Annotated in this window: 24 protein-coding genes; 13 read left to right on the top strand and 11 right to left on the bottom strand. The window is 70.9% G+C overall.

Annotated features, from left to right (window positions below):
* Positions 1-7 precede the first annotated feature (7 nt).
* The 4 genes from iolD to iolC are packed head-to-tail and all read right to left on the bottom strand — an operon-like array spanning position 8 to position 4,682.
* Entirely contained in the window at positions 8-1,885 is a 1,878-nt protein-coding gene (iolD, locus tag OO70_RS17270; protein ID WP_043671179.1) for a 3D-(3,5/4)-trihydroxycyclohexane-1,2-dione acylhydrolase (decyclizing), read from the bottom strand.
* On the bottom strand, positions 1,885-2,781 hold the full coding sequence (gene iolB, locus OO70_RS17265) for a 5-deoxy-glucuronate isomerase (protein ID WP_043671176.1): 897 nt from the start codon (positions 2,779-2,781) through the stop codon (positions 1,885-1,887). The genes iolD and iolB overlap by 1 nt, the downstream gene beginning before the upstream one ends.
* A 14-nt stretch (positions 2,782-2,795) precedes the next feature.
* The gene (locus OO70_RS17260; protein WP_043671173.1) at positions 2,796-3,674 is read right to left on the bottom strand and encodes a Cgl0159 family (beta/alpha)8-fold protein; all 879 of its coding nucleotides are present in this window, start codon (positions 3,672-3,674) and stop codon (positions 2,796-2,798) included.
* 39 nt (positions 3,675-3,713) lie between these two features.
* Positions 3,714-4,682: a 5-dehydro-2-deoxygluconokinase gene (iolC, locus tag OO70_RS17255; RefSeq protein ID WP_043671170.1), complete on the bottom strand. Its 969-nt coding sequence runs from the start codon at positions 4,680-4,682 to the stop codon at positions 3,714-3,716.
* Between the two features lie 290 nt (positions 4,683-4,972).
* Between iolC and OO70_RS17250 the strand changes: the two genes are divergently transcribed.
* From OO70_RS17250 to OO70_RS17230, 5 genes are read left to right on the top strand one after another with little or no spacing between them, the layout of a single operon-like run.
* Positions 4,973-5,992, top strand: a complete 1,020-nt coding sequence (locus OO70_RS17250) for a substrate-binding domain-containing protein (RefSeq protein ID WP_043671167.1) — start codon at positions 4,973-4,975, stop codon at positions 5,990-5,992.
* A complete protein-coding gene (locus OO70_RS17245) occupies positions 5,992-6,927 on the top strand; it encodes an ABC transporter permease (protein WP_043671165.1) in 936 nt (311 codons plus the stop codon). Before OO70_RS17250 ends, OO70_RS17245 begins: the two co-directional genes overlap by 1 nt.
* A 5-nt stretch (positions 6,928-6,932) precedes the next feature.
* Positions 6,933-7,874 carry an ATP-binding cassette domain-containing protein gene (locus OO70_RS17240; protein WP_043672645.1) on the top strand — a complete coding sequence of 314 codons (942 nt, stop codon included), beginning with the start codon at positions 6,933-6,935 and terminating at the stop codon, positions 7,872-7,874.
* Between the two features lies 1 nt (position 7,875).
* Entirely contained in the window at positions 7,876-8,784 is a 909-nt protein-coding gene (locus OO70_RS17235) for a sugar phosphate isomerase/epimerase family protein (protein WP_043671162.1), read from the top strand.
* A 43-nt stretch (positions 8,785-8,827) separates the two neighbouring features.
* Positions 8,828-9,847 (top strand): Gfo/Idh/MocA family protein, encoded by a 1,020-nt coding sequence (locus OO70_RS17230; RefSeq protein WP_043672642.1) that lies wholly within the window; start codon positions 8,828-8,830, stop codon positions 9,845-9,847.
* A 75-nt stretch (positions 9,848-9,922) separates the two neighbouring features.
* Here OO70_RS17230 and OO70_RS17225 read toward each other — a convergent pair whose 3' ends face one another.
* The 4 genes from OO70_RS17225 to OO70_RS17210 are packed head-to-tail and all read right to left on the bottom strand — an operon-like array spanning position 9,923 to position 13,975.
* Entirely contained in the window at positions 9,923-10,945 is a 1,023-nt protein-coding gene (locus tag OO70_RS17225) for a Gfo/Idh/MocA family protein (protein ID WP_043671159.1), read from the bottom strand.
* Positions 10,942-11,946: a Gfo/Idh/MocA family protein gene (locus OO70_RS17220; protein WP_043671156.1), complete on the bottom strand. Its 1,005-nt coding sequence runs from the start codon at positions 11,944-11,946 to the stop codon at positions 10,942-10,944. The genes OO70_RS17225 and OO70_RS17220 overlap by 4 nt, the downstream gene beginning before the upstream one ends.
* A gap of 50 nt (positions 11,947-11,996) precedes the next feature.
* A complete protein-coding gene (locus OO70_RS17215; RefSeq protein WP_043671153.1) occupies positions 11,997-12,764 on the bottom strand; it encodes an SDR family oxidoreductase in 768 nt (255 codons plus the stop codon).
* Positions 12,765-12,799: 35 nt separating this feature from the next.
* Positions 12,800-13,975 carry a phytanoyl-CoA dioxygenase family protein gene (locus OO70_RS17210; protein WP_043671150.1) on the bottom strand — a complete coding sequence of 392 codons (1,176 nt, stop codon included), beginning with the start codon at positions 13,973-13,975 and terminating at the stop codon, positions 12,800-12,802.
* A gap of 107 nt (positions 13,976-14,082) precedes the next feature.
* On the opposite strand from OO70_RS17210, the gene OO70_RS17205 reads away from it, so the two are divergent.
* Positions 14,083-15,114, top strand: coding sequence for a LacI family DNA-binding transcriptional regulator (locus OO70_RS17205; RefSeq protein WP_043671147.1), 1,032 nt, complete (start codon positions 14,083-14,085; stop codon positions 15,112-15,114).
* Positions 15,115-15,120: 6 nt separating this feature from the next.
* Here OO70_RS17205 and OO70_RS17200 read toward each other — a convergent pair whose 3' ends face one another.
* The gene (locus OO70_RS17200; RefSeq protein WP_043671144.1) at positions 15,121-15,465 is read right to left on the bottom strand and encodes a cupin domain-containing protein; all 345 of its coding nucleotides are present in this window, start codon (positions 15,463-15,465) and stop codon (positions 15,121-15,123) included.
* A gap of 123 nt (positions 15,466-15,588) precedes the next feature.
* On the opposite strand from OO70_RS17200, the gene OO70_RS17195 reads away from it, so the two are divergent.
* A complete protein-coding gene (locus tag OO70_RS17195) occupies positions 15,589-16,101 on the top strand; it encodes a hypothetical protein (protein ID WP_043672638.1) in 513 nt (170 codons plus the stop codon).
* A gap of 52 nt (positions 16,102-16,153) precedes the next feature.
* On the opposite strand, the gene OO70_RS17190 is transcribed toward OO70_RS17195, so the two are convergent.
* On the bottom strand, positions 16,154-17,848 hold the full coding sequence (locus tag OO70_RS17190) for a sigma-54-dependent Fis family transcriptional regulator (RefSeq protein ID WP_051741313.1): 1,695 nt from the start codon (positions 17,846-17,848) through the stop codon (positions 16,154-16,156).
* Positions 17,849-18,009: 161 nt separating this feature from the next.
* Here OO70_RS17190 and OO70_RS17185 point away from each other — a divergent pair, with 161 nt between their 5' ends.
* The 3 genes from OO70_RS17185 to OO70_RS17175 are packed head-to-tail and all read left to right on the top strand — an operon-like array spanning position 18,010 to position 21,709.
* Positions 18,010-19,755 carry an FAD-dependent oxidoreductase gene (locus OO70_RS17185; protein WP_043671139.1) on the top strand — a complete coding sequence of 582 codons (1,746 nt, stop codon included), beginning with the start codon at positions 18,010-18,012 and terminating at the stop codon, positions 19,753-19,755.
* A gap of 26 nt (positions 19,756-19,781) precedes the next feature.
* Positions 19,782-20,642, top strand: a complete 861-nt coding sequence (locus OO70_RS17180; protein WP_043671136.1) for an intradiol ring-cleavage dioxygenase — start codon at positions 19,782-19,784, stop codon at positions 20,640-20,642.
* Positions 20,639-21,709, top strand: coding sequence for a maleylacetate reductase (locus OO70_RS17175; RefSeq protein WP_043671133.1), 1,071 nt, complete (start codon positions 20,639-20,641; stop codon positions 21,707-21,709). The genes OO70_RS17180 and OO70_RS17175 overlap by 4 nt, the downstream gene beginning before the upstream one ends.
* Before the next feature lie 8 nt (positions 21,710-21,717).
* Here OO70_RS17175 and OO70_RS17170 read toward each other — a convergent pair whose 3' ends face one another.
* Complete coding sequence (locus OO70_RS17170; RefSeq protein ID WP_043671129.1) at positions 21,718-22,296, bottom strand: TetR/AcrR family transcriptional regulator; 579 nt, start codon at positions 22,294-22,296, stop codon at positions 21,718-21,720.
* A gap of 146 nt (positions 22,297-22,442) precedes the next feature.
* Here OO70_RS17170 and OO70_RS17165 point away from each other — a divergent pair, with 146 nt between their 5' ends.
* The 3 genes from OO70_RS17165 (at position 22,443) to OO70_RS17155 (ending at position 25,681) form a co-directional block, all read left to right on the top strand.
* Positions 22,443-23,906, top strand: coding sequence for an MFS transporter (locus tag OO70_RS17165; protein WP_043671126.1), 1,464 nt, complete (start codon positions 22,443-22,445; stop codon positions 23,904-23,906).
* 26 nt (positions 23,907-23,932) lie between these two features.
* The gene (locus tag OO70_RS17160) at positions 23,933-24,697 is read left to right on the top strand and encodes an NUDIX domain-containing protein (protein WP_043671122.1); all 765 of its coding nucleotides are present in this window, start codon (positions 23,933-23,935) and stop codon (positions 24,695-24,697) included.
* 69 nt (positions 24,698-24,766) lie between these two features.
* On the top strand, positions 24,767-25,681 hold the full coding sequence (locus tag OO70_RS17155; protein ID WP_043672635.1) for a YceI family protein: 915 nt from the start codon (positions 24,767-24,769) through the stop codon (positions 25,679-25,681).
* Positions 25,682-25,740: the final 59 nt, after the last annotated feature.

The raw sequence follows: 25,740 nt of genomic DNA, 5'->3' as shown, positions 1-25,740 counted from the left end.
GGGGGGTTCAGAGGTGGCGACGACGGTCGGCGACCTGGCGGTCGTACTCCTCGCGGGCCTGTACGGCCGACTCGCGCGAGGCGGTCTCGGCGACCGGCACGTCCCACCAGGCCTCGGCCGGGGGAGCGGTCGGGGTGGCGGTGTCGGTCTCGACGTAGACGCAGGTCGGCCGGTCGGAGGCGCGGGCCGTGGCCAGTGCCTCCCGCAGTTCGCGGACCGTCTTGGCGCGCAGGACGTCCATGCCGAGGCTGGCCGCGTTGGCGGCGAGGTCGACCGGGAGCGGGGCGCCGGAGAAGGTGCCGTCGGCCGCTCGGTAGCGGTAGGCCGTGCCGAAGCGCTCGCCGCCTACGGACTCGGAGAGGCCGCCGATGGAGGCGTAGCCGTGGTTCTGGATCAGGACCAGGTTGATGGGCAGGCCCTCCTGGACCGCCGTGACGATCTCCGTCGGCATCATCAGGTAGGTGCCGTCGCCGACCAGCGACCACACGGGCGTGTCGGGGGCGGCCTGCTGGACGCCGATGCCGGCCGGGATCTCGTAGCCCATGCAGGAGTAGCCGTATTCGAGGTGGTACTGGCGGGGGCTGCGGGCCCGCCAGAGCTTGTGCAGGTCGCCGGGGAGCGAACCGGCCGCGTTGATCACCACGTCGTCGTCGCCGACGACCGCGTCGAGGGCGCCGAGGAGTTGGGTTTGGGTCGGTACGGCGTTCTCGTCGGGGGCGGTGAACGCGGTGTCAACAACCTGCTCCCACCGCTCCTTGCCCGCGCGGTACTCGGCCTCGTAAACCGAGTTCACACGGTGACCGGCGAGTGCCTCCGTCAACGCGGTGAGCCCCGCCCGCGCGTCGCACACCAGGGTGCGGGCGGCCAGCTTGTGGGCGTCGAACGCGGTGATGTTGAGGTTCACGAAGCGGACGGCCGGGTTCTGGAACAGGGTGTTGGAGGCCGTCGTGAAGTCCGTGTACCGGGTGCCGACGCCGATCACCAGGTCCGTGGTGCGCGCGATGTCGTCGCTGACCGCCGTGCCGGTGTGGCCGATGCCGCCCAGGTCGGCCGGGTGGTCGTAGCGCAGCGAGCCCTTGCCGGCCTGGGTGGAGGCGACAGGGATGCCGGTGGCGTCCACCAGGGCCTTCAGCGCGTCCTCGGCCTGGCTGTGGTGGATACCGCCGCCCGCGACGATCACCGGGCGCTCGGCGGACCGGATCGCCTCGACGGCCTCCGCCAGCTCGAAGACGTCCGGCGCCGGACGCCGTACGTGCCACACGCGGTCGGCGAAGAACTCCTCCGGCCAGTCGTACGCCTCGGCCTGAACGTCCTGCGGCAGAGCGAGAGTTACCGCGCCCGTCTCCACCGGGTCGGCGAGGACCCGCATCGCGTTCAGCGCGGCCGGGATCAGCGCCTCGGGGCGGGAGATCCGGTCGAAGTAGCGGGAGACCGGGCGCAGTGTGTCGTTGACCGAGAGGTCGGCCTCGACCGGGTGCTCCAGCTGCTGGAGCAGCGGGTCGGCGGCGCGGGTCGCGAAGTAGTCGCCGGGGAGGAGAAGGACCGGCAGCCGGTTGATGGTGGCCAGGGCGGCGCCCGTGACGAGGTTGGTGGCGCCCGGCCCGATCGACGTCGTGACCGCCTGCGCGGAGAGCCGGTCGAGCTGGCGGGCGTAGCCAACTGCCGCGTGCACCATGGCCTGTTCGTTGCGGCCCTGGTGGAACGGCATCGTGTCCTCGCCGGCCTCCAGGAGCGCCTGGCCGAGGCCCGCGACATTGCCGTGGCCGAAGATGCCCCAGGTGCCGGCGATCAGCCGGTGCCGTACGCCGTCGCGCTCGGTGTACTGGGCCGACAGGAACTGCACCAGGGCCTGGGCGACGGTCAGGCGGCGGGTGGGGGTGCTCATCAGGACTTCTCCGGTGCCGTGTAGAGGGGGAGGCGGGGGTCGACGGGCTGCTCGGGCCAGGTGCCGCGGACCCAGGCGTGATCGGGGTGGTCGCAGATCAGCCAGGAGCGGTCGTCCTCGGGACCCGCCATGACGTTGAGGTAGTACATGTGGTGACCGGGCACCGCCATCGAGGGCCCGTGCCAGCCGTCGGGGATCAACACGACGTCTCCGCCCCGGACTTCGGCCAGGACGTCGGTGTTACGGCCCTGTCCGGACGGGGAGACGCGCTGGTAGCCGAGTCCGGGGGTGCCCTCGTGGTCGGCGAACTCGAAGTAGTAGACCTCTTCGAGGACGGACTCCTCGCCGGGCCGGTGCTCGTCGTGCTTGTGCGGCGGGAAGGAGGACCAGTTCCCGCCGGGCGTGATCACCTCGACGGCGATGAGCTTGTCGCACTCGAAGACGCCGGCCGCGCCGAAGTTGTTGACCTGGCGGCTGCTGTTGCCGGTGCCGCGCAGCTCCACCGGCACCGAGGAGGCCGGGCCGTAGCGGGCGGGCAGTCGGCGGGTGCAGCGGGCGCCGGTCAGCGCGAAGCGACCGCCGCCGGCCGACGAGATCGTCGTACGGGAATCCCGTGGGACGTATGCGAAGTCGCTCACGGCGGTGAACACGCTCTCGCGGCCCTGGAGTTCGAAGGTGTCGTGGCCGAAGTCGTCGGCGGCGGAGACCGTGCAGGCGCCGGCGAGCGGGACGACGATCCACTCGCTGTCGTCGGTGTCGAAGGTGTGGGCGCCGCCGGGCGGGAGTTCCAGGACCCGCAGGCTGGAGTAGCCCCACGCGGCCGACTCGGGGGTGACGTCCACGACGTAGGGGCCGCCCAGGGCCTTTCCGGCGGGAAGGTGATACGCGCTCGTCATCGTGTGCCTCCGGTTCACAACAGGCCTACAGCGGTGTCCACCGCCGTCTCCACGCCACCATCGGCGGGGTACAGCAGGGAGCGGCCCACGACCAGGCCCTGGACGGTGGGCAGGCTCAGTGCCTTGCGCCACTTCTCGTAGGCGCCCTCCTGGTCGTCCCCGACCTCGCCGCCGAGCAGGACGGCCGGCAGCGTCGAGGTCTCCAGGACCTCGGCCATGTCGTCCGGGTCGTCGGTGACGGGCAGTTTCAGCCAGGTGTAGGCCGAAGTGCCGCCCAGGCCCGAGGAGATGGCGATCGAGCGGGTCACGGCCTCGGCGGACAGGTCGTTGCGGACCTTGCCGTCGACCCGGCGGGAGATGAACGGCTCGACGAACAGGGGGAGTTGGCGCGCCGCCATGTCGTCGATGGCGCGGGCCGTCGACTCCAGAGTGGTCAGCGAGCCGGGGTCGGCGTAGTCGATGCGGAGCAGCAGCTTGCCCGCGTCGAAGCGGAGGCGTTCGATGTCCTCGGCGCGGTGGCCGGTGAAGCGGTCGTCCATCTCGAAGGCGGCGCCGGACAGGCCGCCGCGGTTCATCGAGCCCATCACGACCTTGCCGTCCAGGACCCCGAGCAGGAGCAGGTCCTCGAGTATGTCGGCGGTGGCGAGCACCCCGTCGACACCCGGCCGGGACAGCGCGACGCACAGGCGTTCCAGCAGGTCGGCGCGGTTCGCCATGGCCGTACGGCGGTCGCCGACGCCCAGGGCGCCGCGCGCCGGGTGGTCGGCGGCCACGATCATCAGGCGGCCGCTGTCGCCCAGGAGCGGGCGGCGGACCCGGCGGGCGGCCGCCTCGGCTATGGCCTCCGGATGCCGGGCTCTGACCGTGACCAGGTCGGGGATGCTGATGCTCAAGAGAAGCTCCGTTCGGGGAAGACTCGGGCGGTCACGGGGTCAGCCGCCCACGCGTGCGCCGGCGAGGAGGTCCTCGACCTCGGACTCGGTGGGCATCGCGGTGGAGCAGGCGAGTCGGGAGGCGACGAGGGCGCCGGCCGCGTTGGCGAACCGCATGGACCGTTCCAAGTCCCAGCCGGACAGCAGCCCGTGGCACAGCGAGCCGCCGAAGGCGTCGCCCGCGCCGAGGCCGTTGAGCACCTCGACCGGGACCGGCTCCACCTCGGCGGTCGTGCCGTCGCGGTGCACGGCCAGGACGCCCTTCGGGCCCTGCTTGACCACGGCCAGCTCCACGCCCGCGTCCAGCAGGGCCTGGGCGCAGGCGCGCGGCTCGCGGACGCCGGTGGCGATCTCGCACTCGTCGAGGTTGCCGACCGCGACCGTCGCGTGCCGCAGGGCCTCCGCGTAGTACGGGCGGGCCTCCTCGGGGTCCTTCCAGAACATGGGGCGCCAGTCCAGGTCGAAGACCGTGGTGCCCGCCTTGTCGCGCGCCTTGAGGGCGGCGAGCGTGGCGGAGCGGCTCGGCTCCTCGCTCAGACCGGTGCCGGTGATCCAGAAGACGCGGGCCTGGCGGATCGCGAAGTAGTCCAGCTCGTCGGTGTGGATCTCCAGGTCCGGCGCCTTGGGCTGCCGGTAGAAGTACAGCGGGAAGTCGTCCGGCGGGAAGATCTCGCAGAACGTGACCGGGGTCGGGTAGTCCGCGACGGGCGTCACCCAGCGGTCGTCCACGCCGAAGTCCTTGAGCGCCTCGTGCAAGTAGGTTCCGAAGGGGTCGTCGCCGGTGCGGGTGATCACTGCGGTCGTACGGCCGAGCCGGGCGGCCGCGACGGCCACATTGCTCGCGGAACCCCCGAGGAACTTGCCGAACGTCTCCACACGGGCCAGCGGTACGCCAGACTGCAGCGGGTAGAGATCCACCCCGATACGGCCCATGGTGATCAGATCGAAGGACTGGGCTGACTCGGCCATGCGCGACACTCCTCTGAGCTGCTGGGGGGCGGGCGGGTCCCGAGGGCCTGCCGCCTCCCAGGTGTAGGTCTCGGAGGGGTCGCCTGTCAATAGTTTGTACTTACATTCGGACCTGCTTGTGAAATGATGTCTTAACAAAGTATTGACAGCGGACGCGACCGGGGATTTGATTCCGTCCCAACGCAACAGCCGTGTTTCGCGCCAGACGGCCCGGGGCCCGACAGGCCCCGAGCCCGGATCTCTGCGATCATTGCTCCCTTTCCCCTGAAGCACAGTGAGGTGCAGGAAAGATGGACCGTTCTTCCCACTCCCGTTCGCGCAGAATGGCCCCCTTCGTGGCGGTGGCCGCGGCAGCGGCACTGACCCTCGCCGGCTGCTCCAGCAGCTCGGGCGGCAAGAAGTCCACGGAGGACTCCTCCGGCGCCTCCGCGGGCAAGGCCAGCACTCCGCGCATGACGGTCGCCCTTGTCACGCACCAGGCGCCGGGCGACACGTTCTGGGACATCGTCCGCAAGGGCGCCCAGGCCGCCGCCGACAAGGACAACATCAAGCTCATCTACTCGGCCGACCCGAACGCGGGCAACCAGTCGAACCTGGTGCAGAACGCGATCGACCAGAAGGTCGACGGCATCGCGGTCACCCTCGCCAAGCCCGACGCCCTGAAGGACGTCATCGGCAAGGCGAAGTCCGCGAACATACCGGTCGTGGGCCTCAACTCCGGTCTCAGCGACTGGAAGAAGCTCGGACTGCTGGAGTTCTTCGGCCAGGACGAGACGGTGGCCGGCGAGGCGCTCGGCAACAAGCTGAACTCGATCGGCGCCAAGAAGGCCGTCTGTGTCATCCAGGAGCAGGGCAACATCGGCCTGACCCAGCGCTGCGACGGCGTGAAGAAGACGTTCAGCGGCAGTGTCGAGACACTGAACGTCAACGGCACCGACATGCCGTCCGTGAAGTCGACGATCACCGCCAAGCTCACCCAGGACAAGGCCATCGACTACGTGGTCACCCTCGGCGCCCCGTTCGCGCTGACGGCCGTGCAGTCGGTGTCCGACGCGGGCAGCAAGGCGAAGATCGCCACCTTCGACCTCAACAAGGACCTCACGACCGCGATCAGCAAGGGCACCATTCAGTTCGCCGTCGACCAGCAGCCGTACCTCCAGGGCTACTTGGCGATCGACTCGCTGTGGCTGTACAAGAACAACGGCAACTACAGCGGTGGCGGTGAGCAGCCCGTACTGACCGGCCCGGCCTTCGTCGACAAGACCAACGTCGCAGCCGTCGCCAAGTACGCAGCCAACGGAACCCGGTGATGAGCATGACCCAGCACGCCGAGCCGGCGGTGTCCACACCGCCGGCCTCCGGCCCGAAGGAAACCGACGGCCGGACCTCTGAACGGCCCCTGGCGATACGGCTGTTGGCCCGGCCCGAGGTCGGTGTCTTCCTCGGCGCGGCCGCGGTGTACGTGTTCTTCCTGATCGCCGCTCCGCCGGTGCGGGACGGCGCCTCGATGGCGAACATCCTCTACAGCTCGTCCACGATCGGCATCATGGCGCTGCCGGTCGCCCTGCTGATGATCGGCGGGGAGTTCGACCTCTCCGCCGGCGTCGCCGTCATCACCTCGGCGCTGACCGCGAGCATGCTCAGCTACCAACTGACCATGAACGTGTGGGTCGGTGTGTTCGTCGCGCTGCTCGTGTCGCTGGGGATCGGCTTCCTCAACGGCTGGATGGTCGTCAAGACCGGGCTGCCGAGCTTCCTGGTCACCCTGGGCAGCTTCCTGATCCTGCAGGGCGTCAACCTCGCGGTGACGAAGCTGGTCACCGGCAACGTGGCGACCGACGACATCAGCAACATGGACGGCTTCGGCCAGGCCAAGAAGGTCTTTGCGACGTCCTTCGACGTCGGCGGCGTCAACGTGAAGATCACGATCATCTACTGGCTGGTGTTCGCGGCGATCGCCACCTGGGTGCTCCTGCGGACGAAGTACGGCAACTGGATCTTCGCGGTCGGTGGGAACAAGGACTCCGCGCGGGCCGTCGGCGTGCCCGTCGCGTTCACGAAGATCTCCCTGTTCATGCTGGTCGGTTTCGGTGCCTGGTTCGGCGCGTTCATGTTCGGCATGGTGCAGCAGGGCATCGTCTACGCCGGCTGGAACCCCGACTGGTTCAAGGCGTTCCTCGGCGTGATGCTGCTCGGCGCCGTCCTCATCAATCTGTGGGTCCAGCGCACCGCGACCCGGAGGTGACCTTCATGGCAAGCAACGAATCCGGCACTCACGGCGCCATCCTCACGGACAGCGCGCCCCAGGACGCGGACGCGCCGATCGTCCAACTGCGCAACACCGGCAAGTCCTACGGCAATGTCCGCGCCCTGCACGGCGTCGACCTCGCCGTCCGCCCCGGCCAGGTCACCTGCGTCCTCGGCGACAACGGCGCGGGCAAGTCGACCCTGATCAAAATCATCTCCGGGCTGCACCAGCACACCGAGGGCGAGTTCCTCGTCGACGGCGAGCCCGTGCACTTCACCACCCCGCGCCAGGCACTCGACAAGGGCATCGCGACGGTCTACCAGGACCTGGCTGTTGTGCCGTTGATGCCGGTGTGGCGCAACTTCTTCCTCGGCTCGGAGATGACGAAGGGCCCCTGGCCCGTGCGCCGTCTCGACATCGAGCGGATGAAGAAGACCGCGGACGAGGAACTGCGCAACATGGGCATCGTCCTGGACAACCTGGACCAGCCCATCGGCACCCTCTCCGGCGGCCAGCGCCAGTGCGTGGCCATCGCCCGCGCCGTCTACTTCGGCGCCCGCGTCCTCATCCTGGACGAGCCCACCGCCGCCCTGGGCGTCAAGCAGTCCGGCGTGGTCCTCAAGTACGTGGCCGCGGCCCGCGAACGCGGTCTCGGGGTCATCTTCATCACCCACAACCCCCACCACGCCTACATGGTCGGCGACCACTTCAGCGTCCTGCGCCTGGGCACCATGGAACTGTCGGCCGAGCGCAGCGAGATCACCCTCGAAGAGCTGACCAACCACATGGCCGGCGGCACCGAACTCGCCGCGCTCAAGCACGAGTTGTCCCAGGTCCGAGGCGTCGACGTCGAGGAGCTCCCCGAGGAGAAGGACCTCAAGGCCACAGTGACCGCGTCTCCCGAGAAGGCTCCGGTGTCCACGTCTTCGGAAGGGACGTCCTGACATGCCCGACCGTCCCTTCCTGGACCGGATCCGGGTCGGCTCCGCCCCCGACTCCTGGGGTGTGTGGTTCCCGGACGACCCCCAACAGGTGCCGTGGGAACGGTTCCTGGACGAGGTCGCGCAGGCCGGTTACTCCTGGATCGAGCTGGGCCCGTACGGCTATCTGCCGAGCGATCCGGCCCGGCTCACGGACGAGATCGACCGGCGTGATCTGAAGGTCTCCGCGGGCACGGTCTTCACCGGCCTGCACCGCGGCCCCTCGGTCTGGGACGCCACGTGGGAGCACGTCAGCCAAGTGGCCGCGCTCACCCAGGCGATGGGCGCGCGGCACCTGGTCGTCATCCCCTCCTTCTGGCGGGACGACAAGACCGCCGAGATCCTGGAGCCGCCGGAGCTGACCGGCGAGCAGTGGGCGCACCTCACCAAGGGCATGGAGCGCCTCGGCCACGAGGTCAAGGAGACGTACGGGCTCGACATCGTCGTCCACCCGCACGCCGACACGCACCTCGACACCGAGGACCACGTCGAGCGCTTCCTCGACTCGACCGACTCCGAACTGGTCAACCTCTGCCTGGACACCGGGCATTACGCCTACTGCGGCGGCGACAGCGTCAAGCTGATCGAGACGTACGGCGAACGCATCGGCTATCTGCACCTCAAGCAGGTCGACCCGGAGATCCTCGCCGACGTCGTCAAGAACGAGGTGCCGTTCGGACCGGCCGTGCAGCGCGGAGTGATGTGCGAACCGCCGTCCGGCGTACCGGAGTTGGAGCCGGTGCTGATCGCGGCGCAGCGCCTGGGCGTGGAGCTGTTCGCGATCGTCGAGCAGGACATGTACCCGTGCGAGCCGGACAGGCCCTTCCCCATCGCGGAGCGCACCCGCAAGTTCCTCCGTTCCTGCGGTGCTTGACGAACCTGGCGATCCTGACGACCCGAAAGGACGGCCGATGGCCATGAACCCGCGCGACCCGCTCGGAGTGGCAGTCGTCGGAACCGGAAAGATGGGGGCCGACCACGTCCGCAGGATCGAGGACGTGGTCAACGGGGCCCGGGTGACCGCCGTCGTGGACGTCGACGCCGAGCGCGCCAAACGGATCGCGGCCGGTGTCGACGGCTGCACGGCGTACACCGACCCGGCCGCGGCGATGGCGGCGGCCGACGTCGACGCGGTCCTGATCGCCTCACCGGGCCCCGCCCACGAGGCGGCCCTGCTGACGGCCTTCGAACACGATCTGCCCGTCCTGTGCGAGAAGCCGCTGACTCCGGACGCGGCCTCGGCACTGCGGGTGCTGGAGGCGGAGGTACGCCTCGGCCACCGCAGGGTGCAGGTGGGCTTCATGCGCCGCTACGACGCGGAGTACATGAAGCTCAAGTCCCTACTGAAGACAGGCCAGTTGGGCCGCCCACTCATGCTCCACAACCGGCACCGCAACGCGGCCAGCCCGCCCGGCTTCACCAGCTCCATGCTCATCAGCGACTCCGTGGCCCACGAGACCGACGCGACCCGTTGGCTCCTCGGTCACGAGATCACGGCGGTGACGGTGCTGCGCCCGCGCCCCTCGGCGAGCGCCCCGGACGACCTCCAGGACCCGCAGTTCGTCGTCTTCGAGACCGACGGCGGCGTGATCGTCGACGTCGAGATGTTCGTCAACTGCGGCTTCGGCTACCAGGTCCAGGCCGAGATCGTCTGCGAACGCGGCACCGCTCGCATCGGCGACGGCCACGCCATGGTCACCAACATGGCCGGCCGCTGGGGCGGCACCATCGCCCAGGACTTCATCGAGCGCTTCGCCGACGCCTACGACCGTGAGCTCCAGACCTGGGTGGACGCGACCCGCCGCGGCGAGGTCACCGGCCCGAGCGTCTGGGACGGGTACGCGGCGGCGGCCGTGTGCGAGGCGGGGGTACGGGCGTTGGAAGAGGGGGAGAGGGTGGAGGTGGAGTTGGTGGAGCGGCCCGAGTTCTATCGGTAGCCCGCCACTTGGCGGCATGCGGAACGCCCGGACGAAACCGTCCGGGCGTCGCTGTGTTGACCCGTCGTGCGTTTTTTACTCCGGCACCGACACGCGCGGCCTGGGCGCGAACCCCGCCGCCCGATAGGCCTCGTCGATCAGTGTCATCGTCGCCACCGCGTCGTCCGGACCCAGCGGGAGAGGCGCGCCCTCCCTCAACCTGGCGGCGAACGCTTCCAGTTGATAGGTGTACGACGACCTCCGGCCCAGCCGCTCCGTGCGTTCGCCGTCCGTCGTGCGGATCACGATGCGGTCGTCCAGCTGGGGGAGCACGAAGTTCGGTGCGAACGCCTCGCCCCGGCTGCCGATGATCCGGCAGCTCATCTCCAGCTTGTCGTACGCCATGTGGCAGCGGGCGGAGCCGGTGGCGCCGCTCGGGAAGGCGAGGTCGGCGTCCAGCCACTCGTCGACGCCCGGGGCGCCCGCGCGTTCGCCGCCCTTCGCGGAGACGAGCCGGGGTGCGCCGCCCGCCCAGGGGGCCAGCATGCGCTGGGCGTGCAGGCTGTAGCAGCCCAGGTCCATCACGGCGCCGCCGGCCAGGTCGAGCGACCAGCGCGGGTCGGTGTCCGCCGGGGCCTGGATCGCGACGAGCGTCTCGATGTGCCGCAGTTCGCCGAGTTCACCGGAGGCCAGCAGCTCGTGCAGGCGCCGGGTGACGGGGTGGAAGAGGTAGTGGAAGGCCTCCATGAAGACCGTTCCGGACTTCGCCGCCGCCTCTTTGACCTCGGCCGCTTCCTCGGCGTTGCTCGCCGACGGTTTCTCCGACAGGACGTGCTTGCCCGCCGCGAGCGCGGCGAGGTTCCACGGTCCGTGCAGGCCGTTGGCGAGGGGGTTGTAGACGACCTCCACCTCCGGGTCGGCGAGCAGGTCGGCGTAGGAGTCCGCGACCCGTTCGACGCGGTGCGCGGCGGCGTACGCCTCCGCGCGGGACCGGTCGCGCGCGGCCACCGCGACGATGCGGTGGCCGGTCGTCCGGGCGGGACCGATCAGGGAGTTCTCGGTGATCCGAGCCGCTCCCAGTACTCCGATGCGCAGTGGTTCCCGGCCCGGACCGCTCATGCTTCGCGTACCTCCTGGATGGTGACGGGGCGGTGCTCGTGGAGCGACAGGGTGCAGGCGTCCGCGATCCAGCCCGCCTCCAGGGCGTCCGCGACCGTGCACGGGGAGGTGCGGGTGCCGGCCACGACCTCGGTGAACGCGGTGAGTTCGGCGCGGTAGGCGGCCGTGAAGCGGTCCATGAAGAAGTCGTGCGGGGTGCCCGCCGGGAAGGTCACGCCGGGCTCCACGGAACGCAGCGGCAGCTTGTCCTCCAGGCCGACCGCGATGGAGTCCGTGAAGCCGTGGATCTCCATGCGGACGTCGTAACCCCGGGCGTTGTGGCGGGAGTTGGAGACCACCGCGATGGTGCCGTCGTCCAGGGTGAGGATGGCGCCGGTGGTGTCGGCGTCGCCGGCCTCCTTGATGTACTCGGCGCCCCGGTTGCCGCCGACCGCGTACACCTCGGTGACCTCACGGCCGGTGACCCAGCGGATGATGTCGAAGTCGTGCACGGAACAGTCCCGGAAGATGCCCCCGGACGCGGCGATGTACGCGGCCGGCGGCGGCGCCGGGTCCAGCGTCGTCGAGCGCACGGTGTGCAGCTTGCCCAGTTCGCCGGACTGCACGGCGGCGCGCGCGGCCACGAAGCCGGCGTCGAAGCGACGGTTGTAGCCGATCTGGATCGGCACGTCGCTGCCCTCGACGGCCTTGAGGACCTTGACGCCCTCGGCCATGGTCTTGGCGACGGGCTTCTCGCAGAACACGGGGATGCCCGCCTCGACGGCGGCCAGGATCAGGCTCGGGTGGGCGTCGGTCGCCGCGGCGATCACGACCCCGTCGACCCCGGCGGCCAGCACGGCCTCCGGGGAGTCCGCGACCTCGGCGCCGAACCGCTCGGCGGCCTTCTTCGCGGCCTCCGCGAACGGGTCGGCCACGACGAGCGACTCGACCGAGTCGAGTCCGGAGAGGGTCTCGGCGTGGAAGGCGCCGATACGGCCGAGGCCGAGGATTCCGATGCGCATGGGGGCTCTTGCTTTCTTGAGAGGTGCGGGTTCGTTACGGGTGCGGAAAGTCAGTCGAGGATGCCCAGGACGTTCTGGTCCCAGTCGATCACCGAGCCGGTGACCACCCCGGACCGGTCGGACAGCAGGAACACCACGAAGTCCGCGATCTCGTCCGGCTGGCCGAGCTTGCCCATCGGCAGCCGGGCGGCGGCCTGTGCGACCCAGTCGTCCCCGGCGCCGTGGAAGGCCCGCTGGACGACATCCTCGCCCTCGGTGTCCGTCCAGCCGATGTTGACGGTGTTGATGCGGATCCGGTCGAAGCGGTGGGCGTGGGCGGCGTTGCGGGTCAGGCCCGCGAGGCCGGCCTTGGCCGCGGAGTACGGGGCGAGGAAGGGCGGTCCGCCGTGGGCGCAGTTGGAGCCGATGTTGACGATGGTCCCGGGTGCCTCGCGGGCGGTCATGTCGGCGACCGCCGCCTGCATGGCGAAGAACGGCGCTTTCAGGTTGATCGCCATGTGCTGGTCGAACAGTTCCGGGGTGGTGTCCAGCAGTGAGCCGCGTGATGTCAGTCCCGCGGCGTTGACGAGGCAGTCGACGCGTCCGTGGGTCTCGACGGTGCGTACGACGCTGTCGCGCGCCTGCGCCGGATCGGCGAGGTCGGCCCGGACGAAGTGGGCGCCGGTGTCCGCGGCGAACTTCTCGCCCACCTCCGTACGGCGGCCGGTGATCACCACCACCGCGCCCTCGCGCACCGCCGCCCGCGCGATCGCGGCGCCCACGCCCTGGCTGCCCCCGTTGACGAGGACGACCTTGTCGTCGAGAAGTCGAAGTCCCATGGTGTTTCCCAGTCCTCAGCCCTCAGTGCCCGGTCTCAGCTCTCGCGCCGCTCGGCACCGGCCCGCAGCTCCCCGCGGAGCGCGTCCGGAGCCCAGCCCTCACGCACCGCGCGGCGTACGACGTCGGCCTGCGAGGGCGGGGCCAGCCCCTCGACGGGCGGGTCGTTGTCGAGGTTGGTCGGGAAGGGGTAGCCCTCGGCGCTCGCCGCGACGACCGTGTCCAGCCACTCCTCGCCGACGCCCTCGGCCTTGCGCCTGAGCAGGACCGGGAAGACCGCGTTGGTGACGGCCTCGCGGTCCACCGTCTCCATGGCCCGCCCGAACGCGGACGACACCTGGAGCAGATTGGCCATGCGCCGGACGTCCGCCGTGCGGTTGGTACCGGCCGCGTGGAACAGCGCGGGGTTGAAGAACGCGGCATCGCCCTTGGCGAGCGGGAGTTGGATGTAGTGGGACTCGAAGTAGGCCTGGAATTCCGGCAGTCGCCACGCCAGATAGCCGGGCTCGTACTTCTGCGAGTGCGGCAGGTACATCGTCGGCCCCGACTCGACCGGCATGTCGCAGTGCGCGACCGCCCCTTGGAGCGTGAGCACGGGCGAGAGGCGGTGCACGTGCGCCGGGTAGTCGGCGGCGACCTCGTTGCTGAGGAACCCGAGATGGTAGTCGCGGTGCACGGTCTGCGCCGCGCCGCCCGGGTGGACCACGTTGATCTGCGAGGTGACCTGGTAGCCGGGGCCGAGCCAGGCGACGGACACAAGGGCCAGCATGTCGTTCGCGTAGTAGTCGGCGAACGCCTCCGGGTCGTAGAGCGCGGCCTTCTCCAGGGCGTTCCACACCCGGTCGTTGGCCCCCGGCTTCGCGAAGTGGTCACCGGCGCCCGCGCCCGAGGCACGCTGCTCGGCGATCAGGGCGTCGAAGACCTGGGTCGCACGGTCCACCACCGACAGGTCAGGGAAGGCGCCCTGAAGGACCACGATGCCGGGCCCCTCGGTGAACGCCCGCATCAGTTCGGCCTGCACCTCGCGGCGCTCGCCGGCCGCCACGGACTTGCGGAGCCGGTCACTTTCGTAGACGAGGACGTTCCGCTCGACCGAGGACGCGTACGGGAAGTCGGCCGGGTCGGTCGGCTGCTCGACGAGCGCGCGGAAGGCGTCGAGATCGCAGTCCTGCTCGGTGAGCCGGGCGGGGTGTGCTGCGGAGGTGATGGACATCGTCGTCCCCTCGGGTCACGGAGTGGTGCGGCTCTGCCATTCTTGTCATGACAAACCCTTCGAACAACCGGCAGCGAGCCATCAAAATCCCCTCAAGGAGGCGAGCGGTGGGCCACCCCTTCCCCATCAGGGAAATCGCACGTCAGGCGGGCCTCAGCGAGGCGACCGTGGACCGGGTCCTGAACGGCAGGGGCGGAGTCCGGGAGAGCACCGAGCGTGAGGTGCGGCAGGCCATCGCCGATCTCGACCGGCAGCGCACCCAGGTCCGGCTGGTCGGCCGGACCTTCATGATCGACATAGTGATGCAGACGCCGGAGCGGTTCTCCACCGCCGTCCGGGCCGCGCTCGAGGCCGAGCTGCCCGACCTGCACCCGGCCGTCGTGCGCTCCCGCTTCCACTTCCGGGAGACCGCGCCGGTGAAGGAGCTGGTCGGCACCCTGGACCGGATCGCGCGGCGCGGCTCGCAGGGCGTCATCCTCAAGGCGCCGGACGTCCCCGAGGTCACCGCGGCCGTCGGCCGGCTCGTCACCGCCGGCATCCCCGTCGTCACCCTGGTCACCGACCTGCCCGCGAGCGCCCGCGTCGCCTACGTCGGCATCGACAACCGGGCGGCGGGCGCCACGGCCGCCTATCTGATGGGCCAGTGGCTCGGCGACCGCCCCGGCAACGTCCTCACCAGCCTGAGCAGCGGCTTCTTCCGCAACGAGGAGGAACGCGAGATGGGCTTCCGCAGCACCATGCGCGCCCGCTACCCGGACCGGGCCCTCGTCGAGATCACCGAGGGCCACGGCCTGGACGCCACCCAGTACGACCTCGTCCGCGCCGCCCTCGAGCGCGACCCGGACATCCGCGCGGTCTACTCGATCGGCGGCGGCAACATCGCGACGCTGCGCGCCTTCGCCGACCTCGACCGCGAGTGCGCCGTGTTCGTCGCGCACGACCTCGACCACGACAACACCCGGCTGCTGCACGAGCAGCGGCTGTCGGCCGTCCTCCACCACGACCTGCGCCAGGACGTGCGCGAGGCCTGCCGCATCGTGATGCGCGCGCACGACGCCCTGCCGCCCGCGGGCCCGGTCCTGCCGTCCGCGATCCAGGTCGTCACGCCCTACAACATGCCCATGGCGGGGGCCCGTTGAGGGTCGTCACAGATTGATCGCGTACGCCTTGCGGAGCGTCTCGTGCACCGTCCACGTCGTACGGTCGCCCGCGCGGAGCACGGCCATGTCCCCGGGACCGACCTTCAGGGTCTCCCCGCCCTCGACCTCGATGGTCGCCGAGCCGCTGATCACGACGAACAGCTCGTCCGCCTCGGTGTCGGTGACCACGCCCGGGGTGATCTGCCAGATCCCGCGGATCTGCCGCCCGTCCTCGGACTCCCACACGACCTTCCCGGTGACCTCGGGCCTACCGGAGACGATCTGCGCCGGGTCGAGCGGCTCGGGTTCGAGCGCGGCGTCGGGGATGCGGACAACGAAACTGTGCGTCATGCCGCGACCCTAGCCCGGCGCCGCCCGCCCCGGGCGTGGACACTGTGTGGGGTATCGGCCCAGGTCGGAGGACACTTCGTCGCGGAGTGGCGGCCCCGGCGGGGCCGGGTGATCGTGGAGGGCATGGCGCAGACCACGGCGACCGTCCCCGAGCCGCACCCGCACACCACCCGGGAGAACATCCTCTTCGGGGGCGTCTACGGCGCCGTCCTGGCCTGCTCGATGGTCGCCGCGCTCACCCAGTACGGCCACACCTCCAAGGGCAGCCGCCGCTACGACGCCCTGTGGCTGCTGGTGACCGCAGCCGCCTCGGCACTGGCCCACGGGTACGCCCACTACATCGCCGAGCGCGCTCCGCACCGCCGCTGGGACGCCCTGCGCACCCTGCGCGACGAGTGGCCCCTGGTCGCCGCCGCGCTGCCCACCGTCCTGCTGCTCGCGGGGGCCGGCTGGGGCTGGTGGCCGGCGAACGGGGTCGAGTACGCGGCGTTCGTCCTCAACATCGCGCTGCTGTTCTGCCTTGGCCTGGTCACGGCCCGCTGGTCGGCGCGGAGCTGGATCGCGGCCGTGGTCATCGGGGCGGTGGACGCGCTGCTCGGGGTGGTGGTCGTCGTGGCCAACGCCCTGATCAAATAACGCCGTTGGGCACGATCAACCCCGTTGGGCACGCTCACAGAACGGCAGCCGCCTACGAGATGCCCCGGTACCCGCGCAGCTTGCGATACAGCGTCGCCCGGCCGATCCCCAACGCGGCTGCCGCCCGCGACTTGTTGCCGCCGTGCCGGCGCAACGCCCCCAGGATCGCCGCGCGTTCGGCGTGCTCCATCGGGCTGAGCCGCCGTGCCGCAGGACCCTCCCGGACGGGATCGGGCAGCTCGGCCCGCCGCACCGGGCCGGTGACCCGCCGGTGCTCCGCCAACGCCCTGACGACATGGGCGAGTTCGGTGACGTTCCCGGGCCACGGGTGCTCCTCCAGGGCCCGCAGCGCGTCCAGCGTCCAGGTGAGCGGGGGCTGTCCCGAGGCCGGACGGGGTGCCAGGACCGGCAGCAACTCCCGTACGTCCTCGGGGCGTTCACGCAGCGCGGGCAGGGCGACCGACCGGGGTGCCAGGGTGTCCAGGAGACGCTGGAAGCAGGGGCCCGGGGGAGTGCCGGGGGTGTAGGTGACCAGAAGGAAGACGTCGGGGTGTTCGTCGAGCAGGGAGTTGAGCGCGGCGACGTCCGGCTGGGCCAGCCGTTCGGCGTGCCGCAGGAGCAGGGGGCGGCCGTCGGCCAACTCGCTGTATTTCACGCCGAGTTCGGGCGACTCGGCGGCATCGGCGATCAGGGGCACGGTGTCGCCGAGCAGTTCACGGGCGAGCGCGGTCTTGCCCGCCCCGCGCTCGCCGGTCAGCAGGAGGGGCTCGTGGACCCGGGCAAGTTCGACGGCCCGGGCGACCGCGTGCCGCCAGGGCACCGAACCGCCCGCGAGCGCCAGCGCGGGGCGCGGAGACGGAAACGGTACCTCGGCGGCGCGCGCTTCGAGGACGGCCACGATCCCGAAGACGCGGCCCTCGTGCCGTACCGGAGTGATCTCGGCCGTGCACCCGGCGCCTTCGGGGAGCGCGGCGTCGTAGGGCTCCTCGCTGGTGCTCGCGCGTTCCAGGGCGGTCAGTACCTGGGGTGTGGCGAGGCGTACCGCGGCCTGGCTGACGAGGCGGTTGCGGCCGTCGAGGGCGACGACGGCGCGGTCCGGGCCGTGCGCGGCCCGGGTGTAGGCGTCGAGGAGCACCCGTTCGGCGGTACGGGAGCGGGCCAGCAGTTCCGCCTCCACCGCCATGGCCGCCGCCTCGGCGAGGGCGGCCCCCGGATGCGGGCCGCACCCGGCGCACAGGCCGGACGCGACGGTCACCGTGCCGAGCACCTGCCCGGAATCCGGGGCGAGCAGCGGCACACTGACCGCCGACACGTCCTGCCACACGTCGAGAAAGTGCTCGGGGCCGTGCACCTCGGCCTGCTGCCGGGTGCGCAGGGCGAGGGCAGCGCTGTTGTGACCCACCTCCCGCTCGGACAGATCGCGGCACCGGTCGTCGCCGGGCACGTCGCCCGCGGTCCACAGCACCCGCAGCCGCTCGTCGGTGAGGAGCAGCGCCGAGTGGCCGCCGAGGGCCGGCGCGATGCGCTCCAGCACCGGCCGCGCCGCCTCCAACAGGGCTGATTCGACGGGCGGTTCGGGATCCTGGACCGGTCCATCGAGGTCATGCCGTACGCCGAAGAAGCGGGCGCGGCGCCAAGCGGCGAGGACCTCGTCCGGGATGCCGTCGGGCAGCGGGCGGTCACTGAGGAACCGCTCGCGCGCCTGGCGCAGCGGGGCGAGGGCGGGGGAGTGCTCCACGGTGGTCATGACGCCTCTCACCGTATCGGGCCCGTGGCGGCAGCCGCCGCGGGGCTGTAACTGTCTCGTAATGAGACACCCGCGCGTGTCCCGGCCGCATCATGATCGTGAAGAGTCGGTGCCTTTCTCACTCCCGCCTCACCGCTGTCTCACCCCTGGAGCGTCCCGCCGTGCACGTTGTCGAGACCGACGTACTGATCGTGGGCAGCGGCCCGGCCGGCGCCGCCGCCGCGCTGGCGCTGAGCACCTACGGCGTGCCCCACATCGTCGTCACCCGCTACTCGCGCCTCACCAGGACGCCCCGCGCGCACATCACCAACCAGCGCACCATGGAGGTCCTGCGCGACCTCGGCGTCGAGGACGAAGTGCTGGCCCAGGCGACACCGCAGCACCTGATGGGCAACACCACGTTCTGCACCAGCCTCGCCGGCGAGGAACTCGGCCGGATCCGCTCCTGGGGCAACGATCCGCTCGTGCAGGCCGCACACGAACTGGCCAGCCCGACCCGCATGTGCGACATGCCGCAGCACCTCATGGAGCCCGTGCTCATCGACGCGGCGCTCGCGCGCGGCTCCAACGTCCGCTTCAGCACGGTCTACAAGTCCTTCGAGCAGGACGACGACGGTGTCACGGTCACGGTCGAGGACCGGCTGCGCGGCGACGAGTACCAGATCCGCGCCAAGTACCTGATCGGCGCCGACGGCGGCCGCTCCCAGGTCGCCGAGGACGCGGGGCTGCCGATGGGCGGCCAGATGGGCGTCGCGGGCAGCATCAACATCGTCTTCGACGCGGACCTGAGCAAGTACACCGCGCACCGCCCCTCCACCCTCTACTGGGTGCTCGCGCCGGGCGCTACCGTCGGCGGCATCGGCGCGGGCCTGGTGCGCTGCGTCAAGCCCTGGAACGAGTGGCTGATCGTGTGGGGCTACGACGTGAGCGCCGGCGCCCCCGACCTCACCGAGGAGTACGCGCTGTCCGTCGTACGGCAGTTGGTCGGCGACGACGAGATCCCGGTGACCATCAAGTCGTCCTCGGCGTGGACGGTCAACGAGATGTACGCCGAGACCTACGCCAACGGCCGTGTCCTGTGCGCCGGTGACGCCGTGCACCGCCACCCGCCGTCCAACGGGCTCGGCTCCAACACCTCGATCCAGGACGCCTACAACCTGGCCTGGAAGCTGAAGCTGGTCCTCGACGGCACCGCGACGCCGAAGCTCCTCGACACCTATGACGCCGAACGCGCCCCCGTCGGCAAGCAGATCGTCACCCGCGCCAACAAGTCCATCGGCGAGACCGCCCCGATCTTCGAGGCGCTCGACGGCCTCTCCCCGCAGACCCCCGAGCAGTTGTGGGCCAACATCGCCGCCCGCAAGGACGCCACCGAGGCCGCCGGGAAGCAACGGGCCGCGCTGCGCGAGGCGATCGCCTTCAAGGTGTACGAGTTCAACGCGCACGGCGTCGACCTCAACCAGCGCTATTCCGCGGAGAGTTCGACCGCAGTCGTCCCGGACGGCACGCCCGACCCCGGCTTCGAACGCGACCGCGAGCTGTACCACCAGCCCAGCTCCCGCCCCGGCGCCAAGCTCCCGCACGCCTGGATCACCTCCGGCACCCGCACCGTCTCGACCCTCGACACGGTCGGCAAGGGCCGCTTCACCCTCCTCACCGGAATCGGCGGCGACGCCTGGGTGCGCGCGGCCGAGGCGCAGTCCCTGGACATCGCCACGGTCGTGATCGGCCCCGGCCAGGAGTACGACGACCCGTACGGCGACTGGGCCCGCCTGAGCGAGGTGTCCGACGGGGGCGCCCTGCTCGTCCGCCCCGACGGCTATGTCGCTTTCCGCCACGCCGACGCGGCCGGGAACGCCGGACAGTTGCTCACGGACGCGTTGCGGCGCATCCTCGGGCACGGCTGACATTTCGTATCGGGTAGGGAGCCGTAATGACCACTCACGTCACCGTCACGGACGAGGCCGTCGCGAGTCTGCGGGACACCGCCGATCCGCGCCTGCGTGAGCTGCTGTCGGGCCTGATCCGGCATCTGCACGCGTTCGCGCAGGAGACCCGCCTCACCCAGGCGGAGTGGGAGCGGGCGATCGGCTTCCTGACGGAGACCGGCCAGACCTGTACGGACACCCGGCAGGAGTTCATCCTCCTGTCGGACGTGCTCGGTCTGTCGATGCTGGTGGAGACGATCAACGGCGACCGCGAGGCCGGCGCCACCGAGTCGACGGTGCTCGGCCCCTTCCACATGACCGAGTCGCCGGTCCGTGAACTCGGCGCGAACATCGACCTGGTGGGCGGCGGCGAGCCCTGCGTGGTCAGCGGCCGGATCGTGTCGGGGGACGGCACCCCGCTCCCCGGCGCCCTCCTCGACGTGTGGCAGGCCGACGGCAACGGCTTCTACGACGTGCAGCGCCCGGACGTCCAACCCCCGGGCAACGGACGGGGGTTGTTCACCACGGACGCCGAGGGCCGCTTCTGGTTCCGCACCTGTGTGCCGAGCCCGTACCCCATCCCCACCGACGGCCCGGTCGGCGACCTCCTCAAGGCGACCGGCCGCCACCCCTACCGCCCGGCCCACATCCACTTCATCGCCTCGGCCGACGGCCACACCCCCGTCACCACGCACATCTTCGTCGCGGGCAGCGACTACCTCGACTCCGACGCCGTCTTCGCCGTCAAACAGAGCCTCGTCGAGGACTTCACCGTCACCGACGACCCGTCCCTGGCACGGGAGTTCGGCATCGCCAACCCCTTCCGCCACGCGCGGTTCGACCTCGTACTGGAGCAGCGGTCGTGAAGGACTCCCTCGACTTCGCCTACGACGTCCAGCCCATGCGGGTCGTCTTCCGGCCCGGCGCCGCGCTGACCGCGACCGCCGGTGAGGTCGAACGGCTCGGTCTGCGGCGGGTGTTGGTGCTCTCCGGCGCGCGCGGCGCGGACATCGCGCAGGCGGTCGCCGACTCGCTGGGGCAGGTGTGCGTCGGGGTGCACGCGGAGGCGAAGATGCACGTCCCGGTCGAAGTCGCCGACCGCGCGGTCGAGTTGGCGCGCTCGCTGGGTGCCGACGGCTGCGTCGCGGTCGGCGGCGGCTCGTCGATCGGCCTCGGCAAGGCGATCGCCCTGCGCACCGGCCTCCCGCTGATCGCCGTGCCCTCCACCTACGCAGGCTCGGAGATGACCCCGGTCTGGGGCCTCACCGAGAACGGCGCCAAACGCACCGGCCGCGACCCCGCCGTCCTGCCCCGCAGCGTCGTCTACGATCCCGAACTCACCCTGGAACTCCCCGTCCCGCTCACGGTGACCAGCGGCATCAACGCGATGGCGCACGCCGTCGAGGCCCTGTACGCGCCGGACACCTCACCCCTGATCGCCCTCATGGCGGAGGAGGGCGTAGGGGCGCTGGCGGGTGCGCTGCCCGAACTGGCCGCCGAGCCAAGGTCGTTGGAGGCCCGGGGCCGCGCCCTGTACGGGGCGTGGCTGTGCGGTTCCTGTCTCGGGGCCACGACCATGGGCCTGCACCACAAGCTGTGCCATGTCCTCGGCGGCACCTTCGGGCTGCCCCACGCCGAGACGCACACGGTGGTGCTGCCGTACGCGCTGGCGTACAACGCGCCCGCCGCACCGGTGACGGCCTCCACCGTGGCCCGCGCGCTGGACGCCGAGGACGCCCCACGCGCCCTGTGGGACCTGGCACGGCGGCTCGACGCGCCGCGCTCGCTCGCCGAACTCGGCCTGAAGGAGGGCGACTTGGCGAGGGCGGCCGCGCAGACGGTGAGCCAGGCGTACGCCAACCCCCGGCCGGTCACCGAGGAGGGCGTACTCGCGCTGCTGCGGGCGGCGTACGAGGGAACGCCTCCCACGTAGACGGGCCGTCAGCGGTTCGTGCGGACGCCGTCCAGCGCGATGGCCAGGACGCGGTCGCGCTGGGTGTCGTCCACGAACTTCGTCCCGGTGACCCCGGCCACCAGGCGCAGCAGATCGCTGAAGTCCATGTCGGTGCGGGCCACGCCCGCTTTCTGCGCGCGCTCGAACAGCGGACCGCCCGCCGAGAACATCGACTCGCGGCAGGTCCCGAAGATCTCCGAGTCGTTGTCCAGCGCCTCGCGCACCGCCTGCTTGGTCACCATGTAGCCCGCGAATCGGTTCAGCCACGAGTTCAGGGCCTCCCACGGCTCCTGGTCCGCGACGGACAGGGCGACCTGGCACAGCGCGTTCACCTCGTCCGCGTAGACGCTCTCGAAGAGCGCCCGGCGGGTCGGGAAGTTGCGGTAGAGGGTGCCGATGCCGACGCCCGCGCGGCGCGCGATGTCCTCCAGCGAGGCCTCCGAACCGTGCTCCGCGAAGGCCTCGCGGGCGGCGGCGAGCAGGGCGTCGTAGTTGCGGGCGGCGTCCTTGCGGTGCGGTCTCTGCGCCGCGACGATCTCGCTGACGGGGAACGGCTGGGCCGTCACGGGTGCCTCCCTGGGGCGGGCGCGGTTGAACCGGAGGTGTGCCTCCGTTATGGTGGAGGGGTACCTCCACTTTAGCAGTGTGGGCGCGTTCCGCCGTAAAGCCTGCGCGGGCGCACCCCCGTTCGCTTGTTCCGGAGAGGCTCTCCATGCCCCGCAAGTCCACCCGCCTCACCTTCGCGGTCCTCGCGACCGGTGCGGGCGTGTTCTCCATGCTGCAGTCGCTGATCGCACCGGCCCTGCCGACCGTCCAGCACGCGCTGCACACCTCCCAGTCCACCGCGACCTGGGTGATGACGGCCTATCTGCTGTCCGCCTCGGTCTTCACCCCGATACTCGGCCGCGTCGGTGACCTGGTCGGCAAGAAACGCACGCTCGTCGCCGTCCTCGTGGCCGTGCTGGCCGGCTGTCTGGTCGCCGCCCTCGCGCCCAACATCGGCGTCCTGATCATCGCCCGGGTCGTCCAGGGCATCGGCGGCGCGCTGTTCCCGCTGTCCTTCGGCATCATCCGCGACGAGTTCGACGCGTCCCGGGTCCCCGGCAGCATCAGCAACCTGTCCGCCGTGATCGCCGCGGGCGGTGGCGTCGGCATGGTGGCCGCCGGTCCCATCGTGTCCGCGCTCGACTACCGCTGGCTGTTCTGGTTCCCCGTCGGCATCGTCGCCGTCACCACCCTCATCGCCCTGCGCTACGTCCCCGAGTCGCCCCACCGCGCCGAGGGCAGCGTCAACTGGTCCGGCGCCGTACTCCTGTCCGGCTGGCTGGTCGCGCTGCTGCTCCCGCTCAGCCAGGCGAGCCGGTGGGGCTGGGGCTCCATCCGGGTCGTAGGCCTGTTCGCCGCGGCCGTCATACTCTTCGCGGCCTGGCTGTACGCCGAGGCCGGCTCCCGCAGCCCGCTCATCGACCTCAAGGTGATGCGACTGCCGTCCGTGTGGACCACCAACACCGCCGCGCTGCTCTTCGGCGCGGGCATGTACTCGATCTGGTCCTTCCTGCCCGGCTTCGTCCAGACCCCCGCGTCCGCCGGCTACGGCTTCGGCGCCAGCGTCACCGCGTCCGGACTCCTCATGCTGCCCATGCTGATCGCGATGTTCGTCTCCGGTGTGCTCAGCGGCCGGCTGGAGCCCATCGTCGGCGCCAAGGCACTGCTCACCACCGGCGCCGCACTCGGCGCGGTCGCCTGCGGCATCCTCACCCTCTGGCACGACCAGCAGTGGCAGATCGCCCTCGTCGCGGGCATCTTCGGCCTCGGCATCGGACTCGCCTTCGCCTCCATGGCCAACCTCATCGTCGGCAGCGTCCCGCCCGAGCAGACCGGCGCCGCGACCGGCATGAACGCCAACATCCGCACCATCGGCGGCTCCATCGGCGCCGCGGTGACCAGCGTCCTAGTCACCGGCCATCTTCAGGCATCCGGCCTGCCGTACGACTCCGGGTACACCCACGGGTTCACGGTGCTGACGGTGCTGCTTGTCGGGGCCGCGCTGGCCGCGCTCCTGGTGCCGGCGCGACGGTCCGGCCGTAGCGGAGGAAAGACCGTCGGCGGCTCCGAGTCGGCGCTCCTGAAGGCGGAGGAGGAAGCGTCGGTGATGGCTCCCGGCGCCCTGAACTGACCCGGCCGGTGTGCCAGCATGAGCCGATGATCGAACAGAGCGCGCGCCGCCCGGGCGCCGAACTCCTGGACGTCCATCGGCTCCGGCTCGTCGAATCCGCCGCTCCTCGGCTCTCGCCCGAGGAGCGGCTGGCCATGAACGAGGTGTGGGACGGGTTGGTGCGGGTCAACCCGAGTTTCTTCGACGGACCGGTCCTGGTGTGCGCGGCGGCGGACCGGGAGGGGCCGCACGACCTGACGGTCTCCTGGGCCAGGACGACGTACCGGCACTTCGCCCTGCGACGCGTCCCGTTCTCTACCTCGTGGCTGCCGTCCTTCTTCGTCGCCGTCCTCCAACCCGCCGACGACGGACGCCTGTTGGTCGGCCGGATGGCGAACTCCACGGCGGCACCGGGACGTTGGCAGCTGCCGGGCGGCTCGCTCGAACCCCCCGAATGCGACGAACCGCTCGACATGAGGGCTCTGCACCGGCACGCCGCACGGGAGTTGGTCGAGGAGACCGGCATCGACGCCTCGCCCGACGACCTCACCTTCTGGAACGTCACCCGCGCCGGAAACGGCGGCATCGGCGTCCTGTTCCGCGCCCCGTCCCTCCCGGCAAAGCGGCTGCGCGAGTGCTACGAGGCCATGGCGGCGGCGGAGACGGCGCAGGGCCGCGACCCGGAACTGGACCGCATCGCCCTGATCCACTCGACGGCCCAACTCCCGGACCTGATGGGCCCGCACGCGGACTATCTGGAGCCGATCGTCCGCCGGTACACGGAGGCCAATGGAACAGATGTCTCGATTTGAGACACCCGTAGCGTCGCCGGAGCCTTCAAGATCGGCAGAGTACGACTGCTGTGAAGAAAGGTGATCATCATGGCCCTCGCACTGCTCAGGCGCTGGCTGCCCCAAGGCGGTCCCGCCACGGCGTCGGGCCTCTCGCTCCCCTTCCCGCCCGGCGCGGGCGGATTCGCCCGCGAGATCGTCGACCCGATGGGCGTGCCCATGGCAGCCGCCGAGGTCACGGTGACGGCCCTGGACTCCCACCGCGTCACCGCCTCCGGCACGACCGACCCGTACGGCTTCTTCCTCGCGGCCCTGCCGCCCGGCCGCTACAGCCTCCTCGTCTCGGCCCAGGGACTCCAACCGCACCAGGAGACGGTGGAGATCGTCGCCGGAATCGCCGAGCCCACGGAACGCGTCTGGCTCCAGCCCGGCCGCGCCCAGGAACTCCCGCCGCCCGGCACCTGGCTCTTCGACCCGCCGCACACCGCGATCCGCTTCATCGCCAAGCACGTCGGCATGGCCCACGTCCACGGCCGGTTCGAGCGTTTCCAGGGCGGCATCCAGATCGCCCAGGAGATGACCGACTCCCGCGTCCACGTCCGCATCGACGCGTCCAGCATCACCACCGGCAACACCACGCGCGACAACCACCTGCGCTCCGGCGACTTCCTCGACGTCGAGCGCTACCCGTACATCGACTTCGCCAGCACCCGGTTCGCCTACCGGGGCGGCAGCAAGTGGACGTTGCAGGGTTCGCTGACGATGCACGGCGTGAGCCGCTCGGTGAACCTCGACACCACCTACCTCGGCACGGTCAACGGCGGCTACGCCGAGGAACTCCGCTGCGCGGCCCTCGCCACGGCCGAACTGCACCGCGAGGACTACACGTTGAACTGGCGCAGCATGCTCGCCCGCGGCATCGCCGTCGTCGGCCCCACCGTCCAACTGGAGCTGGACATCCAGGCGATGTACCGCACCCACGACACCCCGACCCCGCCGAAGTGACCCGGCACATGGGGTAGGGTTAACCTGCGCGTTCACCCGGACAAACGGGTGCGGCGCGA

The organism is Streptomyces xylophagus, from assembly GCF_000716435.1.
In the GTDB taxonomy this organism is placed as follows: domain Bacteria; phylum Actinomycetota; class Actinomycetes; order Streptomycetales; family Streptomycetaceae; genus Streptomyces; species Streptomyces xylophagus.
Note: the sequence above shows the minus strand (reverse complement) of the source record. Positions and strands in the feature narration are given on the sequence as shown.